Annotated in this window: 9 protein-coding genes and 1 other RNA gene; 8 read left to right on the top strand and 2 right to left on the bottom strand. The window is 72.8% G+C overall.

From position 1 onward, the window contains the following. Positions 1-691: 691 nt before the first annotated feature. Positions 692-2,317: an amino acid adenylation domain-containing protein gene (locus tag C892_RS0119075; RefSeq protein WP_017558482.1), complete on the bottom strand. Its 1,626-nt coding sequence runs from the start codon at positions 2,315-2,317 to the stop codon at positions 692-694. A gap of 137 nt (positions 2,318-2,454) precedes the next feature. On the opposite strand from C892_RS0119075, the gene C892_RS0119070 reads away from it, so the two are divergent. From C892_RS0119070 to ssrA, 8 genes are all read left to right on the top strand, one after another. Continuing rightward, positions 2,455-3,225 carry an HAD family hydrolase gene (locus C892_RS0119070; protein WP_017558481.1) on the top strand — a complete coding sequence of 257 codons (771 nt, stop codon included), beginning with the start codon at positions 2,455-2,457 and terminating at the stop codon, positions 3,223-3,225. Positions 3,226-3,669: 444 nt separating this feature from the next. Further along, positions 3,670-8,535: an NAD-glutamate dehydrogenase gene (locus tag C892_RS0119065; protein WP_017558480.1), complete on the top strand. Its 4,866-nt coding sequence runs from the start codon at positions 3,670-3,672 to the stop codon at positions 8,533-8,535. 113 nt (positions 8,536-8,648) lie between these two features. Continuing rightward, positions 8,649-9,767, top strand: coding sequence for a peptide chain release factor 2 (prfB, locus tag C892_RS0119060; RefSeq protein WP_026124484.1), 1,119 nt, complete (start codon positions 8,649-8,651; stop codon positions 9,765-9,767). 330 nt (positions 9,768-10,097) lie between these two features. Beyond that, entirely contained in the window at positions 10,098-10,787 is a 690-nt protein-coding gene (gene ftsE / locus C892_RS0119055; RefSeq protein ID WP_017538479.1) for a cell division ATP-binding protein FtsE, read from the top strand. A gap of 63 nt (positions 10,788-10,850) precedes the next feature. Next, the gene (gene ftsX, locus C892_RS0119050) at positions 10,851-11,759 is read left to right on the top strand and encodes a permease-like cell division protein FtsX (RefSeq protein ID WP_193374791.1); all 909 of its coding nucleotides are present in this window, start codon (positions 10,851-10,853) and stop codon (positions 11,757-11,759) included. 45 nt (positions 11,760-11,804) lie between these two features. Next, positions 11,805-12,269 carry an SsrA-binding protein SmpB gene (smpB, locus tag C892_RS0119045; protein WP_017538477.1) on the top strand — a complete coding sequence of 155 codons (465 nt, stop codon included), beginning with the start codon at positions 11,805-11,807 and terminating at the stop codon, positions 12,267-12,269. A 23-nt stretch (positions 12,270-12,292) separates the two neighbouring features. After that, positions 12,293-14,407, top strand: coding sequence for a penicillin-binding transpeptidase domain-containing protein (locus C892_RS0119040; RefSeq protein WP_017558477.1), 2,115 nt, complete (start codon positions 12,293-12,295; stop codon positions 14,405-14,407). A 400-nt stretch (positions 14,408-14,807) separates the two neighbouring features. Beyond that, positions 14,808-15,180, top strand: a transfer-messenger RNA (tmRNA) gene (gene ssrA / locus C892_RS30740). A gap of 158 nt (positions 15,181-15,338) precedes the next feature. Here the strand turns inward: ssrA and C892_RS29215 are convergent. Then, a complete protein-coding gene (locus C892_RS29215; protein ID WP_017558476.1) occupies positions 15,339-17,594 on the bottom strand; it encodes an MMPL family transporter in 2,256 nt (751 codons plus the stop codon). Positions 17,595-17,631: the final 37 nt, after the last annotated feature.

Genomic DNA, 17,631 nt, shown 5'->3' with positions numbered 1-17,631 from the left:
CGGGGTAATACCGGCGAGTATTACCCCGGCTTTCCCGAGATCAACGGCGAGGAGGGGACGCACCGGGGCCGGGTCGCCGATCGAGGTGCAGCGGTCGCACCGCTCACAAGAACGCGGCCGAAAGTTCCGCCACCCGGCGGGACACGCCCCTCTCCGGGGCCGTTGAGCGTCGGGGAACAGCCGCAATCGGGCGCTTTTCCTGACCACTCCCCGACAATCGATGCGCGCACCGCCTCTCCTGCGCCCGAAACGCCTGGTTGGTGAGGGCCCGGCGCCCCCTTGGGCCCGGCGTCCGGCCGGGGCCCGCGAGGGGGCACCTGCTGCGCCGTCGCTGCTCTCCCTTCCGGAACGCGAGGAGTCTGGCGGCCGACAAGCGGGCCCGGGTAAGCGCCCGGCCTCTTCGCCGCCGCCATCTACCTCTGACTCCGGTGGCCCGCCTCCCGGGTGGGGCCCACGAGCGGGGCACCAGCCCCTCCGCCGTCGCCGCCTCATCACAACACCTTTCCAACGAGGCGGCTCCCGGCCGGGGAGTGGTGGCCTTCTCGCTCTTGTCAGAGGCGACATCCTCCACTGACGGCGGCGTCGGCGCCCCCGTCACCCCCCCAGCGGAACACCGGCGTCATCGCCTCCTCGAAGCGCGTCAGCCACTCATCGGCGGTCCGGGGGGATCCATGCGCACTCCTGCCGCTCGTCAGCGGCCCGCGCCGAGGACCCGCTCGATCGCCTCGGCGTCCTCGCGGGCGCGGGCCTGGGTCTGTTCTGCGTGGGACCGGTACTTCGCCCATGAGCGCGCCGCCGACAGCGCCTTGCGCTCCAGGGAGCTCAGCGTGTACTCGCGCCCGGTCCGGAGCGCGGCGCGGGCCTCTGCGAGGCGCCAGACCAGCCAGCCTGCGCCGAGCCCCGTGATGACGGTGAGCACCCACAGCAACGGAGAGGACATCGCCGCCGCCGCGACCATGCAGGCCAGGAAGGACGCCCCGGCCATGGCGGCCTGGATCAGGACCCCGCGGACCTCGGAGTCGTCGCCCTGCGCCGACAGTCGCTCGCGGGCCGTCCGGAGCGACGAGGGGTCGGGGCCGGAGGCGCCGACCGCCACCTCCACCCCGCGCTCGCGGGCGGTCACCAGCTCCGGGAGCGGGACGGTCGCGCGCTCCTCCAGGGCCCGGGCCCCGTCGCGGACCACCGGTGCGAACAGGTCCAGCGCGAACCGCCGGGTCCCCAGGGCGCTGCGCGCGGAGAACGCCGACCCCATCAGCAGGTCCAGAGTCACCCCCGCCGCGTCGTTCCAGGACCGCGGCTCGACGTCGTCCGCCGTTCCGCCGCCGCTCTCCACGACCGACCGCAGCTGTCCCGCCCGGTGCAGCAGCGGTGCCTCCTCGGGGCTCCCCTCCTCGACCAGCAGGCGCAGGACGGGCGCCGCCGCGGCCAGGGCGGGGGAGGAGGGCGCGGCCCCGTCGTCTCCCGTGCGCTCGGCGTGCCCTTCGATCACCGTCCTCAATCGGGCGAGGCGGGATCCGGCCTCCAGGGCCTGGCGCACCGGTCCGGTCCCGCTCAGCCCGGTCGGCTCCCGGGGCGGCCCTTGCGATCCGGAGAGCAGGGGCGCCAGCAGCGCCTCCGGGGCGTCGGCGGCGGACCCTCCGGTGGCCTCGCGGAGCAGGAGCCGCCCCCCGGTGAGCAGCCGGTCGCGCGGCCCCTCGCCCAGCCGCCCCTCGGCGGCGAGCAGGAGGAGGGCGTACTGGTGGGCCGCCAGGTGCTCCGGCGGTTCGGGCATGAGCCCCGGAAGGATCCACTCGGCCGGGGCCGGCGCCGCCTCCGGGGCCCGCAGGGCCGCCGCGAGCAGGGCGAACGTTCCCGCCCGCTCCGCATCGAGGTCGGCGGCCTCGGACAGGTGCCGCTGCGCCCCGCCCAGGTCGCCGGAGAGCAGGTCGGCCAGGCCGTGGGCCGCCGGGACCAGCCAGTAGCCCTCGGTGCCGGCCCCGGGTCGCCGCAGGAGGTCCGGGGCCGGGTCGGCCCCGTCGAGCACGGCGAGCACCCGCCGCCGCACCATCGCCGCCCCGGCGAACGCCACCAGCTGCTCGCGCACGTCGCTGAGCTCGACGAACGCGTCGAAGGAGGCGGCCATGCGGTCCAAGCGCTGCTCCATCGACCCCCGGATGCTCCGCAGCTCGGACTTGAGTCGGCGGCGCTCGTCGTTGACCTGGCCCCGCAGGGTGCGGATCGCCGCGTTCTGGGCCCGGTCGGTCTGCTGCCCGCCCCAGCTGTCGTCCCCCGAGAAGAAGCCCGGCTCGATCAGCCCGTCCCCGCCGAATACGCTCATGCCCGCCCGTCCGCTCCGTCCTCCGTGGCCCGCGACACCGTGATGCTCCCGCACCCGTGCCGTGCCGGGGGCGCCGGGGGAGCACCACCGGCGATGGGACGCCCGCGGGAGGCCGCCGGTTCCGGGATTGCGGCACTATGGAAGGCGTCGGTCGCCGCCCCTTCGCCTTCAAGGAGACTGCCATCAGCCGCCTCGTGTTGTGGAACGTCGACCCCACGCTCGTCGACGCAGCGCAGGTCACGCGCTCCGCCTACGCGGAGGCGTTCGAGCGGGCCACCGGGACGCCGCTGGTCTACCTGGCCGCCACCGCCGGGCGCACCGACTCGGAGGTGTTCTTCGAGTTCTTCGCCCGCAACGACGTGGACATCGAGCCGGGCGAGGAGCCGCTGGCCGAGTTCGTGCAGGCCCTGGCCGACGGCTTCGTCCGCCGCCGCGACCAGCTCCCGGCGCGGGCGCGCGCCGCCGCCGGCGCCGCCGAGGCGCTGGCCGCCGTGGCCGCGATGGAGGACACCGTGCAGACCGTGGTCACCGGCACCATCAAGCCCAACGCCGTGGCCAAGCTCCAGGCCTTCGGCCTCGACGGGTACCTGGACCTGTCCCTGGGCGGATTCGGGTCCGAGGGCTACCCCAAGGCCAGCCTGATCCAGTTCACCCGGATGCGCGCCGCCGAGGCGCGCGGCGCGGAGTTCCCCGAGCGCTCCACCGTCTACATCACCGACTCGGTGCGCGACGTGGAGGCCGCGGTGATCGGCCGCGCCGCGCCGATCGGGGTGCTCAGCGGCTCGGCCACCGAGTCCCAGCTGCGCGCCGCCGGCGCCGAGCAGGTGCTGGAGGACCTGACCGACCCCCGGGCGGTGGTCGGCGCGGTGCTCAAGGCGACCGACCCGCCGGGCACCGGAATCGGCTGAGCACGCCCCCGCCCGGCGCCGGGATCGGGTAGTACTAGGGGGATGCGGACCGTCCCGCCGTCCCCGGGGCCGACTTGGGACAGCGCGCCTGCAAGGCTGGCCGCGCCGCGTCCTCCCGCGTAGCGTCGCTGGTGTGCCCCGTCGAGGATCGTCCGTCGATCGCCGTTCGGGGCCTTGATGGCGGAAACGTACTGTTAACGACGTTGGTCGGCGTTGGTAAGGGTTGTGCCGTGTGAAACGGAGTAGCCTGTTCCACGGGCGCTGGCCGGACAACGGAGTCCGGCCGCCGCAGCCCCCACCTGTGCGCACAGGGTCCCGAACGGGACGCCGCCGCCCCGCGGCCCGGCCGCGGGGCGACGGCGGCGCACCGACCCTCACAGAACTTCACAAGTCGCATCACCCGATGATCGACCCCCGACGGCTCACAAGGGAGTGAGATCGAACATGCCCGGGCAGACCGACGCCGTTCAGGACCGGCTGGTCCGCGAGGCGGCCGAACAGTGGTCCGCCGACGGCGGCACCACCGCCGATCCGGACCGGACCGAACGCTTTCTGCGCCTGTACTACCGCCACGTCGACCCCGAGGAGCTGAAGGAGCGCTCGCCCGCCGGCCTGTGCGCCCCGGCCCTGGCCCACTACCGCTTCGCCGCGGAGCGCCCGCAGGGCCGCGCCAAGGTGCGGGTGTTCAACCCCACGGCCGCCGACGACGGCTGGGACCTGGACCGCACCGTGGTCGAGGTGGTCACCGACGACGCCCCCTTCCTCGTCGACTCGGTCACCATGGAGCTCGACCGGCAGGGCCTGGCCGTGCGCCTGGTGGTCCACCCCCAGCTCAGCGTCGCCCGCGACCTGGCCGGGCACCTGCGCGAGGTCGAGCCGGCCGCCGGTGAGGACGGCCTGCTGCCGCTGCCCGAGTCCTGGATGCACATCGAGGTCGAGCGGCAGAGCGACCCCACCGTGCTCAAGGAGGTCGCCTCCGACCTGGAGCGGGTGCTGGGCGACGTGCGCGCGGTGGACGAGGACAAGGCCAAGATGCGCGCCCGCGCCACCGAGCTCGCCGACGAGCTCGCCGCGGCCGCCGAGGCGATGCGCGCCGGCGGCGTCGATCCCGCCGAGGCCTCGGAGAGCGAGGCCTTCCTGCGCTGGGTCGCCGACGGCCACTTCCACTTCATGGGCTACCGCGAGTACGACCTGGCCGCCGATGAGGAGGGCAACGACGCCCTGGGGCCGCGGGCCGGCACCGGGCTGGGCATCCTGCGGATGGACGCCCCCGCCTCCAGCAGCTTCGCCGCGCTGCCCCCGCCCGTGCGCGCCAAGGCCCGCGAGCCGCACGCACTGGTGCTGACCAAGGCCAACTCCCGGGCCACCGTCCACCGCCCCAAGTACCTGGACTACGTCGGCGTCAAGCGCTTCGACGACCAGGGCCGCATCGTCGGCGAGCGCCGCTTCCTCGGGCTCTACACCCACGAGGCCGCCACCACCGGCATCCGCCAGATCCCGCTGCTGCGCCGCAAGCAGGCCGAGGTCCTGGACCGCGCCGGGTTCGACCCCGAGAGCTACGACGGCAAGGACCTGGCGGAGATCCTGGAGGGCTTCCCCCGAGAGGAGCTCTTCCAGACCCCCGTCGACGACCTGTACGACGTGGTCATGGGCGTGCTGCGGCTGCGCGAGCGCCCCGGCGCCAAGCTCTTCCTGCGCCGCGACCCCTACGGCCGGTACATGTCCTGCCTGGTCTACATGCCGCGGGACCGCTACAACACCCAGGTCCGCCTCGACATCCAGGACGTGCTCGACGAGGCCTTCCAGGGCGCCTCCATGGACCACAGCGTCATGGTCGGCTCCTCCTCGCTGGCCCGCCTCTACCTGGTGGTGCGCGCCCCGCGCGGCCGCGCCCTGGCCGACGTCGACCGCGCCGCCCTGGAGCGGCGCGTGGTGGCCGCCACCCGCTCCTGGGACGACGACCTGCAGGCCGAGCTCAAGGCCCGCTACGGCGCCGACGAGGGCATGCGGGCGGTGCGCGGGCTCGGCGAGGCCCTGCCCGAGGGGTACAAGGTCGACACCGACCCGCGGACCGCGGTCGACGACCTGTCCCGGCTGCGGGACCTGCCCGAGGGCGGGTTCGCGGTCAACCTGCACCGCAGGGACCCCGACTCCGGGGCCTGGCACCTCAAGCTCTACCGCCGCGGCGCCCCGGTGTCGCTGTCCAAGGTGCTGCCGCTGCTGGAGAACATGGGCGTGGAGGTGGTCGACGAGCGCCCCTACGGCATCGCCGCCCACGACGCCTCCCGCGGCGGCGAGGGCCGCGCCTGGATCTACGACTTCGGCCTGGCCCCCATGGACGGCGCCGCGGTCCCCGACAACCGGTTCAAGTTCCTGTTCGAGGACGCCTTCAGCGCCCTGTGGGAGGGGCGCGGGGAGTCCGACCGGTTCAACACCCTGGTGGTCAAGGCGGGCCTGGACTGGCGCCAGCTGACCATCCTGCGCGCCTACGCCAAGTACCTGCGCCAGACCGGCACCACCTTCACCGCCGACTACATGGCCGGGGTGCTGGCCGCCAACACGCACGTGGCCGAGCTGCTGGTGCGCCTGTTCGAGTCGCGCTTCGACCCGCACTACGAGGCCGGGCGCTCCGAACGCACCGAGGCGATCGCCGAGGAGATCCGCGGCGAGCTGGACCAGGTCGCCAGCCTGGACCACGACCGCATCCTGCGCGCCTTCGCCGCCTGCGTGCACGCCACCCTGCGCACCAACTACTTCCAGACCGGCGCCGACGGGCGGCCCAAGCCCTACCTGGTCTACAAGCTGGAACCGCAGGCCATCCCCGACCTGCCCGAGCCGCGCCCGCGCTTCGAGATGTTCGTCTACTCCCCGCGCATGGAGGGCGTGCACCTGCGCTTCGGCTCGGTCGCCCGCGGCGGCCTGCGCTGGTCGGACCGGCCCGAGGACTTCCGCACCGAGATCCTGGGCCTGGTCAAGGCGCAGATGGTGAAGAACTCGGTGATCGTGCCCAGCGGCGCCAAGGGCGGCTTCGTGTGCAAGCGCCTGCCCTCCGGTGACCGGGACACGGTCATGGCCGAGGTCGTCGCCTGCTACGAGCAGTTCATCAGCGGCCTGCTGGACGTCACCGACAACCTGGTCGACGGCAAGGTGGAGTACCCGGCCTCGGTGGTGCGCCACGACGGCGACGACACCTACCTGGTGGTGGCCGCCGACAAGGGCACCGCGACCTTCTCCGACACCGCCAACGCCATCGCCAAGCAGCGCGGTTTCTGGCTCGGGGACGCCTTCGCCTCCGGCGGGTCGGTGGGCTACGACCACAAGGCCATGGGCATCACCGCCCGCGGCGCCTGGGAGTCGGTCAAGTACCACTTCCGCGAGATGGGGACGGACGTCCAGAGCGAGGACTTCACCGCGGTCGGCGTCGGCGACATGTCCGGCGACGTGTTCGGCAACGGCATGCTGCTGTCCCGGCACACCCGCCTGATCGCCGCCTTCGACCACCGGCACGTCTTCCTCGACCCCGACCCCGACCCCGAGCGCTCCTACGCCGAGCGCGAGCGGATGTTCGCCCTGCCCCGCAGCACCTGGGCCGACTACGACGCCTCGCTGATCTCCGAGGGCGGCGGCGTGCACCTGCGCACCGCCAAGTCGATCCCGCTCACCCCGCAGGTCAAGGCGGCCCTGGGCATCGACGGTCAGGTGCAGGCCCTCACCCCGTTCGAGTTGATCCGGTGCATCCTCAAGGCGCCGGTGGACCTGCTGTGGAACGGCGGCATCGGCACCTACGTCAAGGCCTCCACCGAGACCGACGCCCAGGTCGGCGACAAGGCCAACGACCCGGTCCGGGTCGACGGCGCCGACCTGCGCTGCAAGGTCGTGGGCGAGGGCGGCAACCTGGGCCTGACCCAGGCGGGCCGGATCGAGTACGCCCTGGCCGGCGGCCGGGTCAACACCGACTTCATCGACAACTCCGGCGGCGTGGACACCTCCGACCACGAGGTGAACATCAAGATCATGCTGGACCGGGAGGTGCGCGCCGGCCGGCTGCCCGCCGCCGAGCGCGACCGCCTGTTCATGGAGATGACCGACGAGGTCGCCGACCTGGTCCTGGACGACAACTACGCGCAGAACGTCGTGCTGGCGGCCGCCCGCAAGCAGACCACCTCCATGCTGCACGTCCACGCGCGCTACCTGCGCCGGCTGGAGCGCGACGGCGGGCTCGACCGCAAGCTGGAGTTCCTGCCCGACGACAAGGCGATCGCGGCGCGGCGCTCGGCCGGCCAGGGGCTGACCGCCCCCGAGTTCGCGGTGATCATCGCCTACACCAAGATCGACCTGAAGGACCAGGTGATCGACTCGGACCTGCCGGGCGATCCCTACCTGCGGCGGACCCTGGTGGACTACTTCCCCACGCCGCTGCGGGAGCGCTACGCCGACGCGATGCCCGACCACCCGCTGGCCCGCCAGATCATCACCAACCAGGTGGTGAACGACATGGTCAACTGGTCCGGCTCCACCTTCGCCTTCCGGATGAACGAGGAGCTGGGCGCGTCGGCCGACGACATCGTCCGCGCCTACCTGGTGGCGATGGAGGTCTTCGGGCTGCGCGACTTCTGGCGCGCGGTCGAGGAGCTGGACCACCTCATCGACGTCGACACCCAGTTGCAGATGATGCTGGAGGCCCGCAAGCTCACCGAGCGCTGCGCGCGCTGGCTGCTGCGCAACCGGCCCAGCCGCTTCGACCTGGGCTCGGAGGTGGCGTTCTTCTCCGAGGGGGCCTCGGTGATCGTGCCGCAGCTGCCCGAGCTGCTGCAGGGCCGGGACCTGGTCGCCTTCCGCGAGCGCCGGGACGCGCTCAAGGGCCGGGGGGTGCCGGTGGAGCTGGCCGAGCGGGTCGCCGGGATGGTCCCCGCCTACTCCGCCTTCGACCTGGTGGCGGTCGCCGACCGGACCGGGCGCCCGGTGCGCGAGGTGGCCGAGGTCTACTTCCACCTGGCCGACCGGCTGCAGATCTCCCGGCTGCGCGAGCGCATCATCGCCCTGCCGCGCGACGACCGGTGGGCGACCATGGCGCGCTCGGCGGTCCGCGACGACCTGTACGCCACGCACGCCGAGCTGACCCGGGACGTGCTGCTCTCCGGTTCGGCCGGGGAGTCGGCCGACCGGCTGGCCGAGCAGTGGAGCGAGCAGAACGCCGACCGGGTGCGGCAGGCCGGGCGCACCATGTCGGAGATCTGGGAGACCGAGCGCTTCGACCTGGCGACGCTGTCGGTGGCGCTGCGCTCCATCCGCTCCCTGGCCGGGGAGTGAGCCCGGGCCCCTAGGGCACCGGCGCGCACACCGGATCTCCCACCGCATCGCACGAGGCCCGCGCGCGGCTCCGCCGCGCGCGGGCCTTCGCACCACGCCCTAGACTTGGGGGCGTGGCAGACCTAGACCCCGCAGAAAAGCTCAAGGAACTCGCGTCCACGATGGCGAGCGTCGAAGCCGTCCTCGACCTGGACGCCAAGAACACCGAGATCGCCGAGCTGCGCGAGCAGTCTGCCGACCCGGAGCTGTGGAACGACCAGGACCACGCCCAGGCGGTCACCCGCAAGCTGGCGAACCTGGAGTCCATCGTCAACAAGGTCGGCTCGATCCGCCAGCGGCTGGAGGACGCCGGCGTGCTCTTCGAGCTGGCCGCCTCCGAGGAGGACGCCGACGCCAGGGCCGAGGCCGACCGCGAGCTGGAGTCGCTGCGCGCCGACATCGGCGAGCTGGAGGTGCGCACCCTGCTCAGCGGCCCCTACGACGAGCGCGAGGCGCTGGTGTCGATCAACGCCCAGGCGGGCGGGGTGGACGCGGCCGACTGGACGCAGATGCTCCAGCGCATGTACCTGCGCTGGGCCGAGCAGCACGGCTACCCCACCGAGATCTACGAGACCTCCTACGCCGAGGAGGCCGGCGTCAAGTCGACCACCTTCGCGGTCAAGGCCCCCTACGCCTACGGCACGCTGCGCGGCGAGCACGGCACCCACCGGCTGGTGCGCATCTCGCCCTTCGACAACCAGAACCGGCGCCAGACCTCGTTCGCCGGGGTGGACGTGGTGCCGGTGGTCGAGAAGAGCGACCACGTGGAGATCGACGAGAGCGAGCTGCGCATCGACGTCTACCGCTCCTCGGGCCCGGGCGGCCAGGGCGTGAACACCACCGACTCGGCGGTGCGCATCACCCACACGCCCACCGGCATCGTCGTGGCCTGCCAGAACGAGCGCTCGCAGCTGCAGAACAAGGCGACCGCGATGGGCATGCTCCAGGCCAAGCTGCTGGAGCGCAAGCGCAACCAGGAGGCCGCCGAGCTGCAGGAGCTGCGCGGCGAGGGCACCAGCAGCTGGGGCACGCAGATCCGCAACTACGTGCTGCACCCCTACCAGAGCGTCAAGGACACCCGTACCGGGATGGAGACCGGCAACACCTCCGGCGTCCTGGAGGGTGACATCGACCCCTTCCTGGACTCCGAGATCCGGTGGATGCGCAGCCAGGAGAAGGACGGCAGGGCCTGAGCCGCGGGGCGGGAGCGCTTAGCGGGGTGTCGGCGCCGAGTCCCGGGCGGCGCGCGGCCTGATACGCGACCGTTATGATCGGTTGACAGTTCCGATATGCTCGGTTCTGCTGCTTTGGTAGAGGGCGGCCGAGGCCGGAGCGCCCGAAGGGGCGCCCGGCGCTCCCCGGGGCCGTGTCGATCAAGGACATTCCGGGTTGCGTTCGCCTCTACACTGTCGTTTGGCCCCGCAGGCCGGTAGCTTGTGCCGGCCGGGCGGCCGGACCCTCCCTGAGCGGAACCTCGATGTCCGCCCGGGTGCCCCGATCTCCGAGAACCTTGTGATGCTCCTGTGATCCACTTCGATAACGTCACCAAGGTCTATACGACCCAGAAGCGACCCGCTCTCGACAGCGTGTCGATCGACGTCGACAAGAGTGAGTTCGTCTTCCTCGTCGGCCCCTCGGGGTCGGGCAAGTCGACGTTCCTCCGGCTGGTCCTCAAGGAGGAGAAGCCGACCAAGGGCAGGGTCCACGTCGCCGGCAAGGACCTGGCGCGCCTGTCCAACTGGAAGGTCCCGCACCTCCGGCGCCGGATCGGCTGCGTGTTCCAGGACTTCCGCCTGCTGCCGAACAAGAACGTCTTCGAGAACGTCGCGTTCGCGCTCGAGGTCATCGGCAAGCCGCGGCGGTTCATCCGCAAGGTGGTGCCCGAGGTCGTCGAGCTCGTCGGCCTGGAAGGCAAGGCCGACCGGATGCCCGAGGAGCTCTCCGGCGGTGAGCAGCAGCGCGTGGCGATCGCGCGCGCGTTCGTCAACCGGCCGCAGATCCTGCTGGCCGACGAGCCGACCGGAAACATCGACCCGGCCACCTCCATCGGCATCATGAAGGTGCTCGACAGGATCAACCGGACCGGGACGACGGTCGTCATGGCGACGCACGACGCCGCGATCGTCGACTCGATGCGCAAGCGCGTCATCGAGCTCGAAGAAGGCGTGGTCGTCCGGGACCAGACGCGCGGCGTCTACGGCCAGGCCTACTGACACCCGGCACCCGACGTCGGCCTCAGCAGCGCCGAAGCCCTCAAGGATGGACCTTTAGCACTCATGCGCGCACAATTCGTACTTTCCGAGATGTGGATCGGCCTTCGCCGTAATCTCACGATGACCATCGCCGTCATCATCACGGTGGCCATCTCCCTGGCCCTGTTCGGCAGCGGCCTGCTGGTGCAGCAGCAGATCTCGCACATGCGCCAGTTCTGGGACGAGCGCGTCTCGGTCACGGTGTACATGTGCACCGAGGTCTCCCCCTCGGAGGTCTGCCAGGAGAACGGCCCGGCCACCAAGGAGGACCGCGAGGCGATCCAGTCCGACCTGGAGTCGCTGGACGAGGTCACCGGCGTGGAGTACGTGACCGCGGCCGAGGCCTGGAAGGAGTTCCAGGACCGCTTCTCGGAGAACCGGGCGCTGACCGAGGCCGCCCAGGAGGGCGACATCCCGGACAACTTCCGGGTGCAGCTGAGCAACCCGAACGAGTTCGACGCCGTGGTCGAGACGGTGCAGGGGAGGCCGGGCGTCGACTCGGTCCACAACGACCAGCAGGTCCTCGACCAGTTCTTCGAGCTGCTGGACGGGCTCAAGTGGGCCGCGCTGGTGGTCTCCTTCGTGCAGTTGGCCGCCGCGGCGCTGCTGATCGGCAACACCATCCGCCTGTCGGCCTACAGCCGGCGCCGGGAGACCGGGATCATGCGCCTGGTGGGCGCCTCCAACTTCTACATCCAGCTGCCCTTCCTGCTGGAAGGGGCCATCTCGGGCCTCATCGGCGGCGTGATCGCCTCCGGGTTCATCGTGGCGACCCGGTACGTCCTGTTGGACCGGATCCAGGAGTGGTTCGCCTTCAACATCTCGCTGGGCGCCGGTTCGCTGGCCTACGTCATCGGGCTCTCGATGGTCCTGGGCATCCTGCTGTGCACCATCTCGTCGTTCCTGACGCTGCGGCGCTACCTTCGGGTGTGAGCCAGGCCCGCCCCGCGGGCCCGACGGAGAAAGAGGAGAGGTCGAGTGCCTCGCGAGAAGGGCCGCAAGGTCATCGCGCAGAACCGCCGTGCCCGGTACGACTACCACATCGACGACACCTACGAGGCGGGGCTGGTCCTCACCGGCACCGAGGTGAAGTCGCTGCGCGCCGGGCGCGCCTCGCTCACCGACGGCTTCGCGCACGTCAAGAACGGCGAGGTGTGGCTGGAGAACGTGCACATCCCCGAGTACGCGCACGGGACCTGGACCAACCACGCGGCCCGGCGACCGCGTAAGCTTCTGCTGCACCGCACCGAGATCGCCCGGCTCATCGGCAAGACCCAGGAGCCGGGGCGCACGCTCGTCCCGCTGTCGCTGTACTTCAGCGAGGGCAAGGCCAAGGTCGAACTGGCCCTGGCCCGCGGTAAGCGAAGCCACGACAAGCGCCAGGACATCGCCGCGCGCGAGGCGCAGCGCGACATCGAGCGCGCCCTGCGCCGCCGCCGCTAGGCGAGGTGAAAGGAACAGCCAGGGTGTCCCCCCGTCACATCCGCCGGTACCTCAGCGCAGGAACGGGCCTGGCCGCCGCGGCGGCGCTCGCCGCGTGCGCGCCCCAGCCCTACCCGGACGTGGCGGTCCGGACCTTCCTGCTGGACTGGCAGGCGGGGGAGTTCGAGGCCGCCGCCCGCCAGACCGACGGCGACCCCGAGGAGGTCGCCGCGGCCCTGGAGAGCGCGCACGACCAGCTCGACCTGGCCGGCGTGCGGTTCGGCCTGGGGCCGGTGGAGCTGGAGGACGACGGCGCCACCGCCGCGTTCGAGGCCCAGGCCGACCTGGGCATCGGCGACCCGGTGTGGAAGTACACCGGGCGGATGGAGCTGAACCGCGGCGGCGACGGCTGGCGCATCGCCTGGGACCCCTCGGTGATCCACCCCGACCTGGGCGCGGGGGAGCGGCTGGCGGTCAACTACGACGTGCCCGACCGCGGCCGCGTCTTCGACCGCAACGGCGAGCCCCTGGTGGGCGAGGCGGAGGTGACCGAGTTCGGGGTCGTCCCCGCCGAGCTGGAGGACGGCGGCGCCGGCATCACCGAACTGGCCGAGCTGCTGGGCGAGGACCCCGCCCCGATGACCGACCGCGTCCGCTCGGCCCCGCCGGAGGACTTCCAGCCGCTGGTGCTGATGCGCACCAAGGACGTGGACGCCGAGGTGCTCTCCGAGGCCGAGGGGATCACCGGGGTGCAGACCCGCGAGGAGCGCATGCCGCTGAGCCCGCGCGCCGCGCGGTCGGTGGTGGGCGAGGTCGCCGGGACGGCCGAGCACAACATCTCCTCCCGGGTGGCCAGCGCCTACCAGGCCGGCGACACGGTCGGCCTGAGCGGTCTGCAGAACGTCTTCCAGCACCGCCTGGCCGGGACCGCCACCACCCAGGTCGTCACCCTGGACGCCGACGGCGGGCAGACCGGGGTGCTCAAGGAGTGGCCGGGGGCCGCCAGCGGCGCGCTGACCACCACCCTGGACCTGACCGCCCAGCAGGCGGCGCAGGACGCGCTGGAGGCGATGCCCGGGCGTGCGCACCTGGTCGCGGTCGACGTGCGCACCGGAGAGGTGCTCTCGGCCGCGGGCGACCCGGCCTCCTTCGACAACGACGGTGCGCTGAACGCGCAGTACCGGCCGGGCGGGGCGTTCTCCATCGTCTCGGCCGCCGCGGCGCTGCGCAGCGGGGCGGCCACCGCCGACGGCTCGCTCGCGTGCCAGGAGAGCACCGAGGTCGGCGGGCAGACCTTCGGCAATGAGGGCCCCAACGGGGTGTGGGCGCAGCCGCAGACGCTGGAGAGCGCCTTCGCCAACGGCTGCACTTCGGCGCTGGCCGGGCTGGCCACCGACGTCGGCGAGGAGGAGCTGCGCCGGACCGCGGCCGACTTCGGGATCGGCGCGGACTGGCGGCTGTCGCTGCCCACCTACAGCGGCGAGGTCTCCGCGGGCGGGGGAGCGGCCGAGACCGCCGGGGCGATGACCGGTGCCGAGGGCGTCACCGTCAGCCCGCTGGGGATGGCGCTGGCGGCCGGCGCGGTGGCCGACGGCACCTGGCACGCGCCGCGCCTGGCCGTGGACGCCGACGACCAGATGGCCGCCGAGGCGGCCGACGGGGAGAAGCTGGACGGCGCCACGGTCGAGGCGCTCCGGCAGATGATGCGCGCGACGGTGGAGCGCGGCCAGGCGACCCCGGCCAACCTGGGGACGGTCCCGGTGCACGGGCAGGTCGGCCAGGTGGAGCAGACCATCGGCGGGGATGCGACCACCGTGCAGTGGTTCGTGGGCTACCAGGGGAACGTCGCGTTCGCCGCGGTGGCCGAGGTCGACCCGGAGCAGGTGTGGGACCAGTACGCGCTGGTGGCCGGGAACACCTTCCTCCAGGGGCTGCCGGCCGGGTACGTCGAGGCCGGCTACGCCGAGCCGAAGACGGCCGAGGAGCCCGGGTCCTCCGAGGAGCAGGAGGGCGCGGACGGAGCCGAGGGCGGGGACACCGGCGAGGGCGCCGGAGGCCAGGACACGGGCCAGACCCCCGGCCAGACCCCCGGACAGAGCCCCGGCCAGACCCCCGGTACCGGGGAGCAGACCGGGGCCGAGCCGCCCATCGGCGGCTGACCGGCCGGGAAAATCGCAGCAAAGTCGGCATTCGGGGCAACCTTGTCCGCCTCCGGGGGCGTCCTTCCTGGTGACCGGGCGACGCGATGGGGGGTCGCGTCACTCAGTCCAGGAGGCAGGGCCTCATCTCGGGGGTGGCTCTGCCGCAGGAAGGCCGGCCCGACCCTGCCGGCCGCCCTCGCGGGCCGCGTTGATGGATCCCGTCCGCGCCCGCGAGGGTTTCTGCGTGTTCGGGGGCCCGAGCGGGAATCAGCTTGGCGTCCCGTGCGTTGTACCGGTAGCGTTGGAACGCAGGACGCCCTGGACGGGGCGGGGGCTCAGGCACCCGCGACCGCCCGAGGCGCCCTCGGGGGGCTTCGGCTCCCCGCGCGCGGGCCCCGGGCCCGTTGACAACTCCACAGGGGGTGATCGGTTTCGACTTCGGTGATCGTTTCAGGGGAAGCGGGCCGAGGGTTGCGTTTGTGACCTCGTTAATCCTGCATTCGCATTAAATATCAAGTGCCAATTCCAAGCGCACTGAGTTCGCTCTCGCTGCCTAAGCGATAGCAACTCTGTCGGCCTGGGCCTGTCCTCGGCTCAGTGTCCGGCATCGTTAAGAGGACTCACCACCGGGATCAGGCCACGGGGCCTGGTGGGACATCTTCGTGGCTGGGCCTGTCAGCGAACTGTCCGTGGTAGCGCTGGGGCCGAGTAGAACGACAGCACGGACTGCGCCCGGAGAAGCTCTGGTGCGGTGCTGAAGGACGCGGGTTCGATTCCCGCCACCTCCACCCCTGAGAAGAAGCCCCTGACCTGCGATGAGATCGCACGGTCAGGGGCTTTTTCATGTTCTGCGCGTCACGCGCGCATCACCGGGCGCGCCTCTGGGAGCGTGCCCGGGGAAAGGGGGCCCTGCCATCGGCAGGGCCCCCTTTCCTGTTTCCCGGCGGGGTCAGTCGGGGTTCACGCGGTCGGCCCCCGTGCCCTCGGTCGTCCCAGCGGAATCGGAGGCGGGCCGTTCCGGCCCCTCCGGCCCCTCCTGCCGCTCGGCGTCCTCGGTGCGGCGGGACAGGCGGGAGGGCCACCACATCCGCCGGCCGACGTCCAGGCTCAGTGCGGGGACGAGGAGCGAGCGGACCAGCAGGGCGTCGAGCAGGACCCCGAAGGAGACCAGGAACGCCAGCTGGAGCAGGAAGAGGATGGGCAGCACGGCCAGCGCCGCGAAGGTCGCGGCGAGCACCACGCCGGCCGAGGTGATCACCCCTCCGGTGAGCGTGAGCGCGCGCAGCACCCCTTCCCTGTGGCCGTGGCGCACCGCCTCCTCCCGGGCCCGGGTCATGAGGAAGATGTTGTAGTCGATCCCCAGCGCCACCAGGAACACGAACGCGAAGAGCGGGACCACCGGGTCGGCCCCGGGCAGGTCGAGCACGTGGTCGAAGACCAGCGCCCCCGCGCCCAGTGCGGAGCCGAAGGACAGCACGGTGGTGGCGATCAGCAGCACGGGGGCGACCACCGACCGGAGCAGCACCACCAGGACCGCCAGGACCACCGCGAGCACGAGCGGGATGACGACCGCCAGGTCGCGCTCCGAAGTCTCCAGGGTGTCCAGGGCGACCGCCGCGGTCCCGCCGACGCGCGCGTCGGCGCCGGGCACCGCGTGGACCCCGTCGCGCAGGTCACGGACGGTGTCCACCGCCTCGGAGGATTCGGCCGGCGCGGCCAGGGAGACCTCCAGCAGCACGCGTCCGTCCTCGACCCGCGGCTCGGCCGGTTCAGCCGCCTGCCCCGGGGCCTGGCCCGCGCTCGGCCCGGGGCCGTCGGTCAGGACCTGCGCTCCGGTGACGCCCGCGACCCCCTCGGCCGCGGCGGCGACGTCGTCGGCCCGCCCGGCCTCGGCGGTCACGACGGCCGGTACCGCCCCGGCCTCCGCGCCGAAGGCCCGGTCGATGGTGCGCTGCCCCTCGACGGCCTCGACCTCGGTGCGGAAGACGTCGAGCTGCGAGGTGCCCTCGGCCTCGAACTGCGGGACGAAGGCGGCGGCCGCCGCCAGCAGCAGCGTGGTGCCCACCCACAGGGCGCGCGGCCGGCGCTCGACCACCCGGGCGATGCGCCCCCAGAGGGGGTGCGCGCGCAGGACCGACCGGAGCGGGGCGTCGGCGTCCGGGTCGGAGGCCGCGCCGTCCGGGCGCGGGGCGAACGGCCAGAAGGCGCCCCGGCCCAGCAGGAGGAGCGCCGCGGGCAGGAAGGTCAGCGCGGAGACCAGGGCGGCGGCGATGCCCAGGGCGGCGACCGGTCCCAGGCCGCGGTTGGAGGACAGGTCGCTGGCGAGCAGGCACAGGACGCCGAGGATGACGGTCCCGCCCGAGGCCAGGATCGGGGCGGCGGTGCCGCGCACGGCCGATCGCACCGCCCGCACGGGGTCGGCGCCGGAGCGCAGGGCCTCGCGCTGTCGGGCGACCAGCAGCAGGGCGTAGTCGGTGCAGGCGCCGACGACCAGGATGAACAGGATGCCCTGGCTCTGGCCGTTGAGGTCGACCAGGCCGGCCTCCGCCGCGGCCCCGACCGCCGCGGCCGCCAGCACCAGGGCGAGCAGCGAGGCGGTGATCACCACCAGGGGCAGCAGCGGGGAGCGGTACACGGCGATGAGGATGACCAGCACCGCGGCCAGGGCGACGGCCAGCAGCGTCCCGTCGATGCCCCCGAAGGCGGCCGACAGGTCGGCGCTGATCCCCGCGGGGCCGGTCACCTGGACCTCGGCCCCCTCCAGGGCGCTGTCGGCCAGGAGGGCGCGCAGGTCCTCCACGGCCTCGCCGGTGTCGGCCGACTCCGCGATCGGCACCACGATCTGGGCGACGCTCTCGTCCTCGGTCCCGGGGACCGGGCCGGCGACCTCGCCGTCGACCCAGGGCTCACCGGAGACGCGCTCGGCGTCCTCGGAGATCGCGGCCAGGCTCTGCGGCCCCATCGGGCCGTCCGCCGAGTAGACGGCGATCGCCGGAACCGCGGCCGAGTCGTCGAACGCCTCGCGCTCCTGCTGGACCTGCGTGGACTCGGCGCCCACCGGCAGGAACGCCGAGGCGTCGTTGGTCTGCGCGTCCGAGAGCCGGCCCATGGCCGAACCGAGCGGCCCCGCCGCCGCCAGCCAGACCAGGACGACCAGTACGGCCGCGCCGTACCAGGCCCTCCGGCCGCGTGTCCTGCCGCGCATCACTCGTCCTCCGTGTGTGGTGTGCGTCATCAATATC

The organism is Nocardiopsis baichengensis YIM 90130 (genome assembly GCF_000341205.1).
In the GTDB taxonomy this organism is placed as follows: domain Bacteria; phylum Actinomycetota; class Actinomycetes; order Streptosporangiales; family Streptosporangiaceae; genus Nocardiopsis_A; species Nocardiopsis_A halophila.
The sequence above is the reverse complement of the archived record's forward strand: the minus strand, read 5'-3'. Positions and strand labels throughout refer to the sequence as shown.

Bases quoted from the DNA above. Each gene is read 5' to 3' on its own strand.
- C892_RS0119075 (WP_017558482.1), bottom strand. From the start codon at position 2,317: ATGAGCGTATTCGGCGGGGACGGGCTGATCGAGCCGGGCTTCTTCTCG.
- C892_RS0119065 (WP_017558480.1), top strand. From the start codon at position 3,670: ATGCCCGGGCAGACCGACGCCGTTCAGGACCGGCTGGTCCGCGAGGCG.
- ftsX (WP_193374791.1), top strand. From the start codon at position 10,851: ATGCGCGCACAATTCGTACTTTCCGAGATGTGGATCGGCCTTCGCCGT.
- C892_RS29215 (WP_017558476.1), bottom strand. From the start codon at position 17,594: ATGCGCGGCAGGACACGCGGCCGGAGGGCCTGGTACGGCGCGGCCGTA.
- C892_RS0119070 (WP_017558481.1), top strand. From the start codon at position 2,455: ATGGAAGGCGTCGGTCGCCGCCCCTTCGCCTTCAAGGAGACTGCCATC.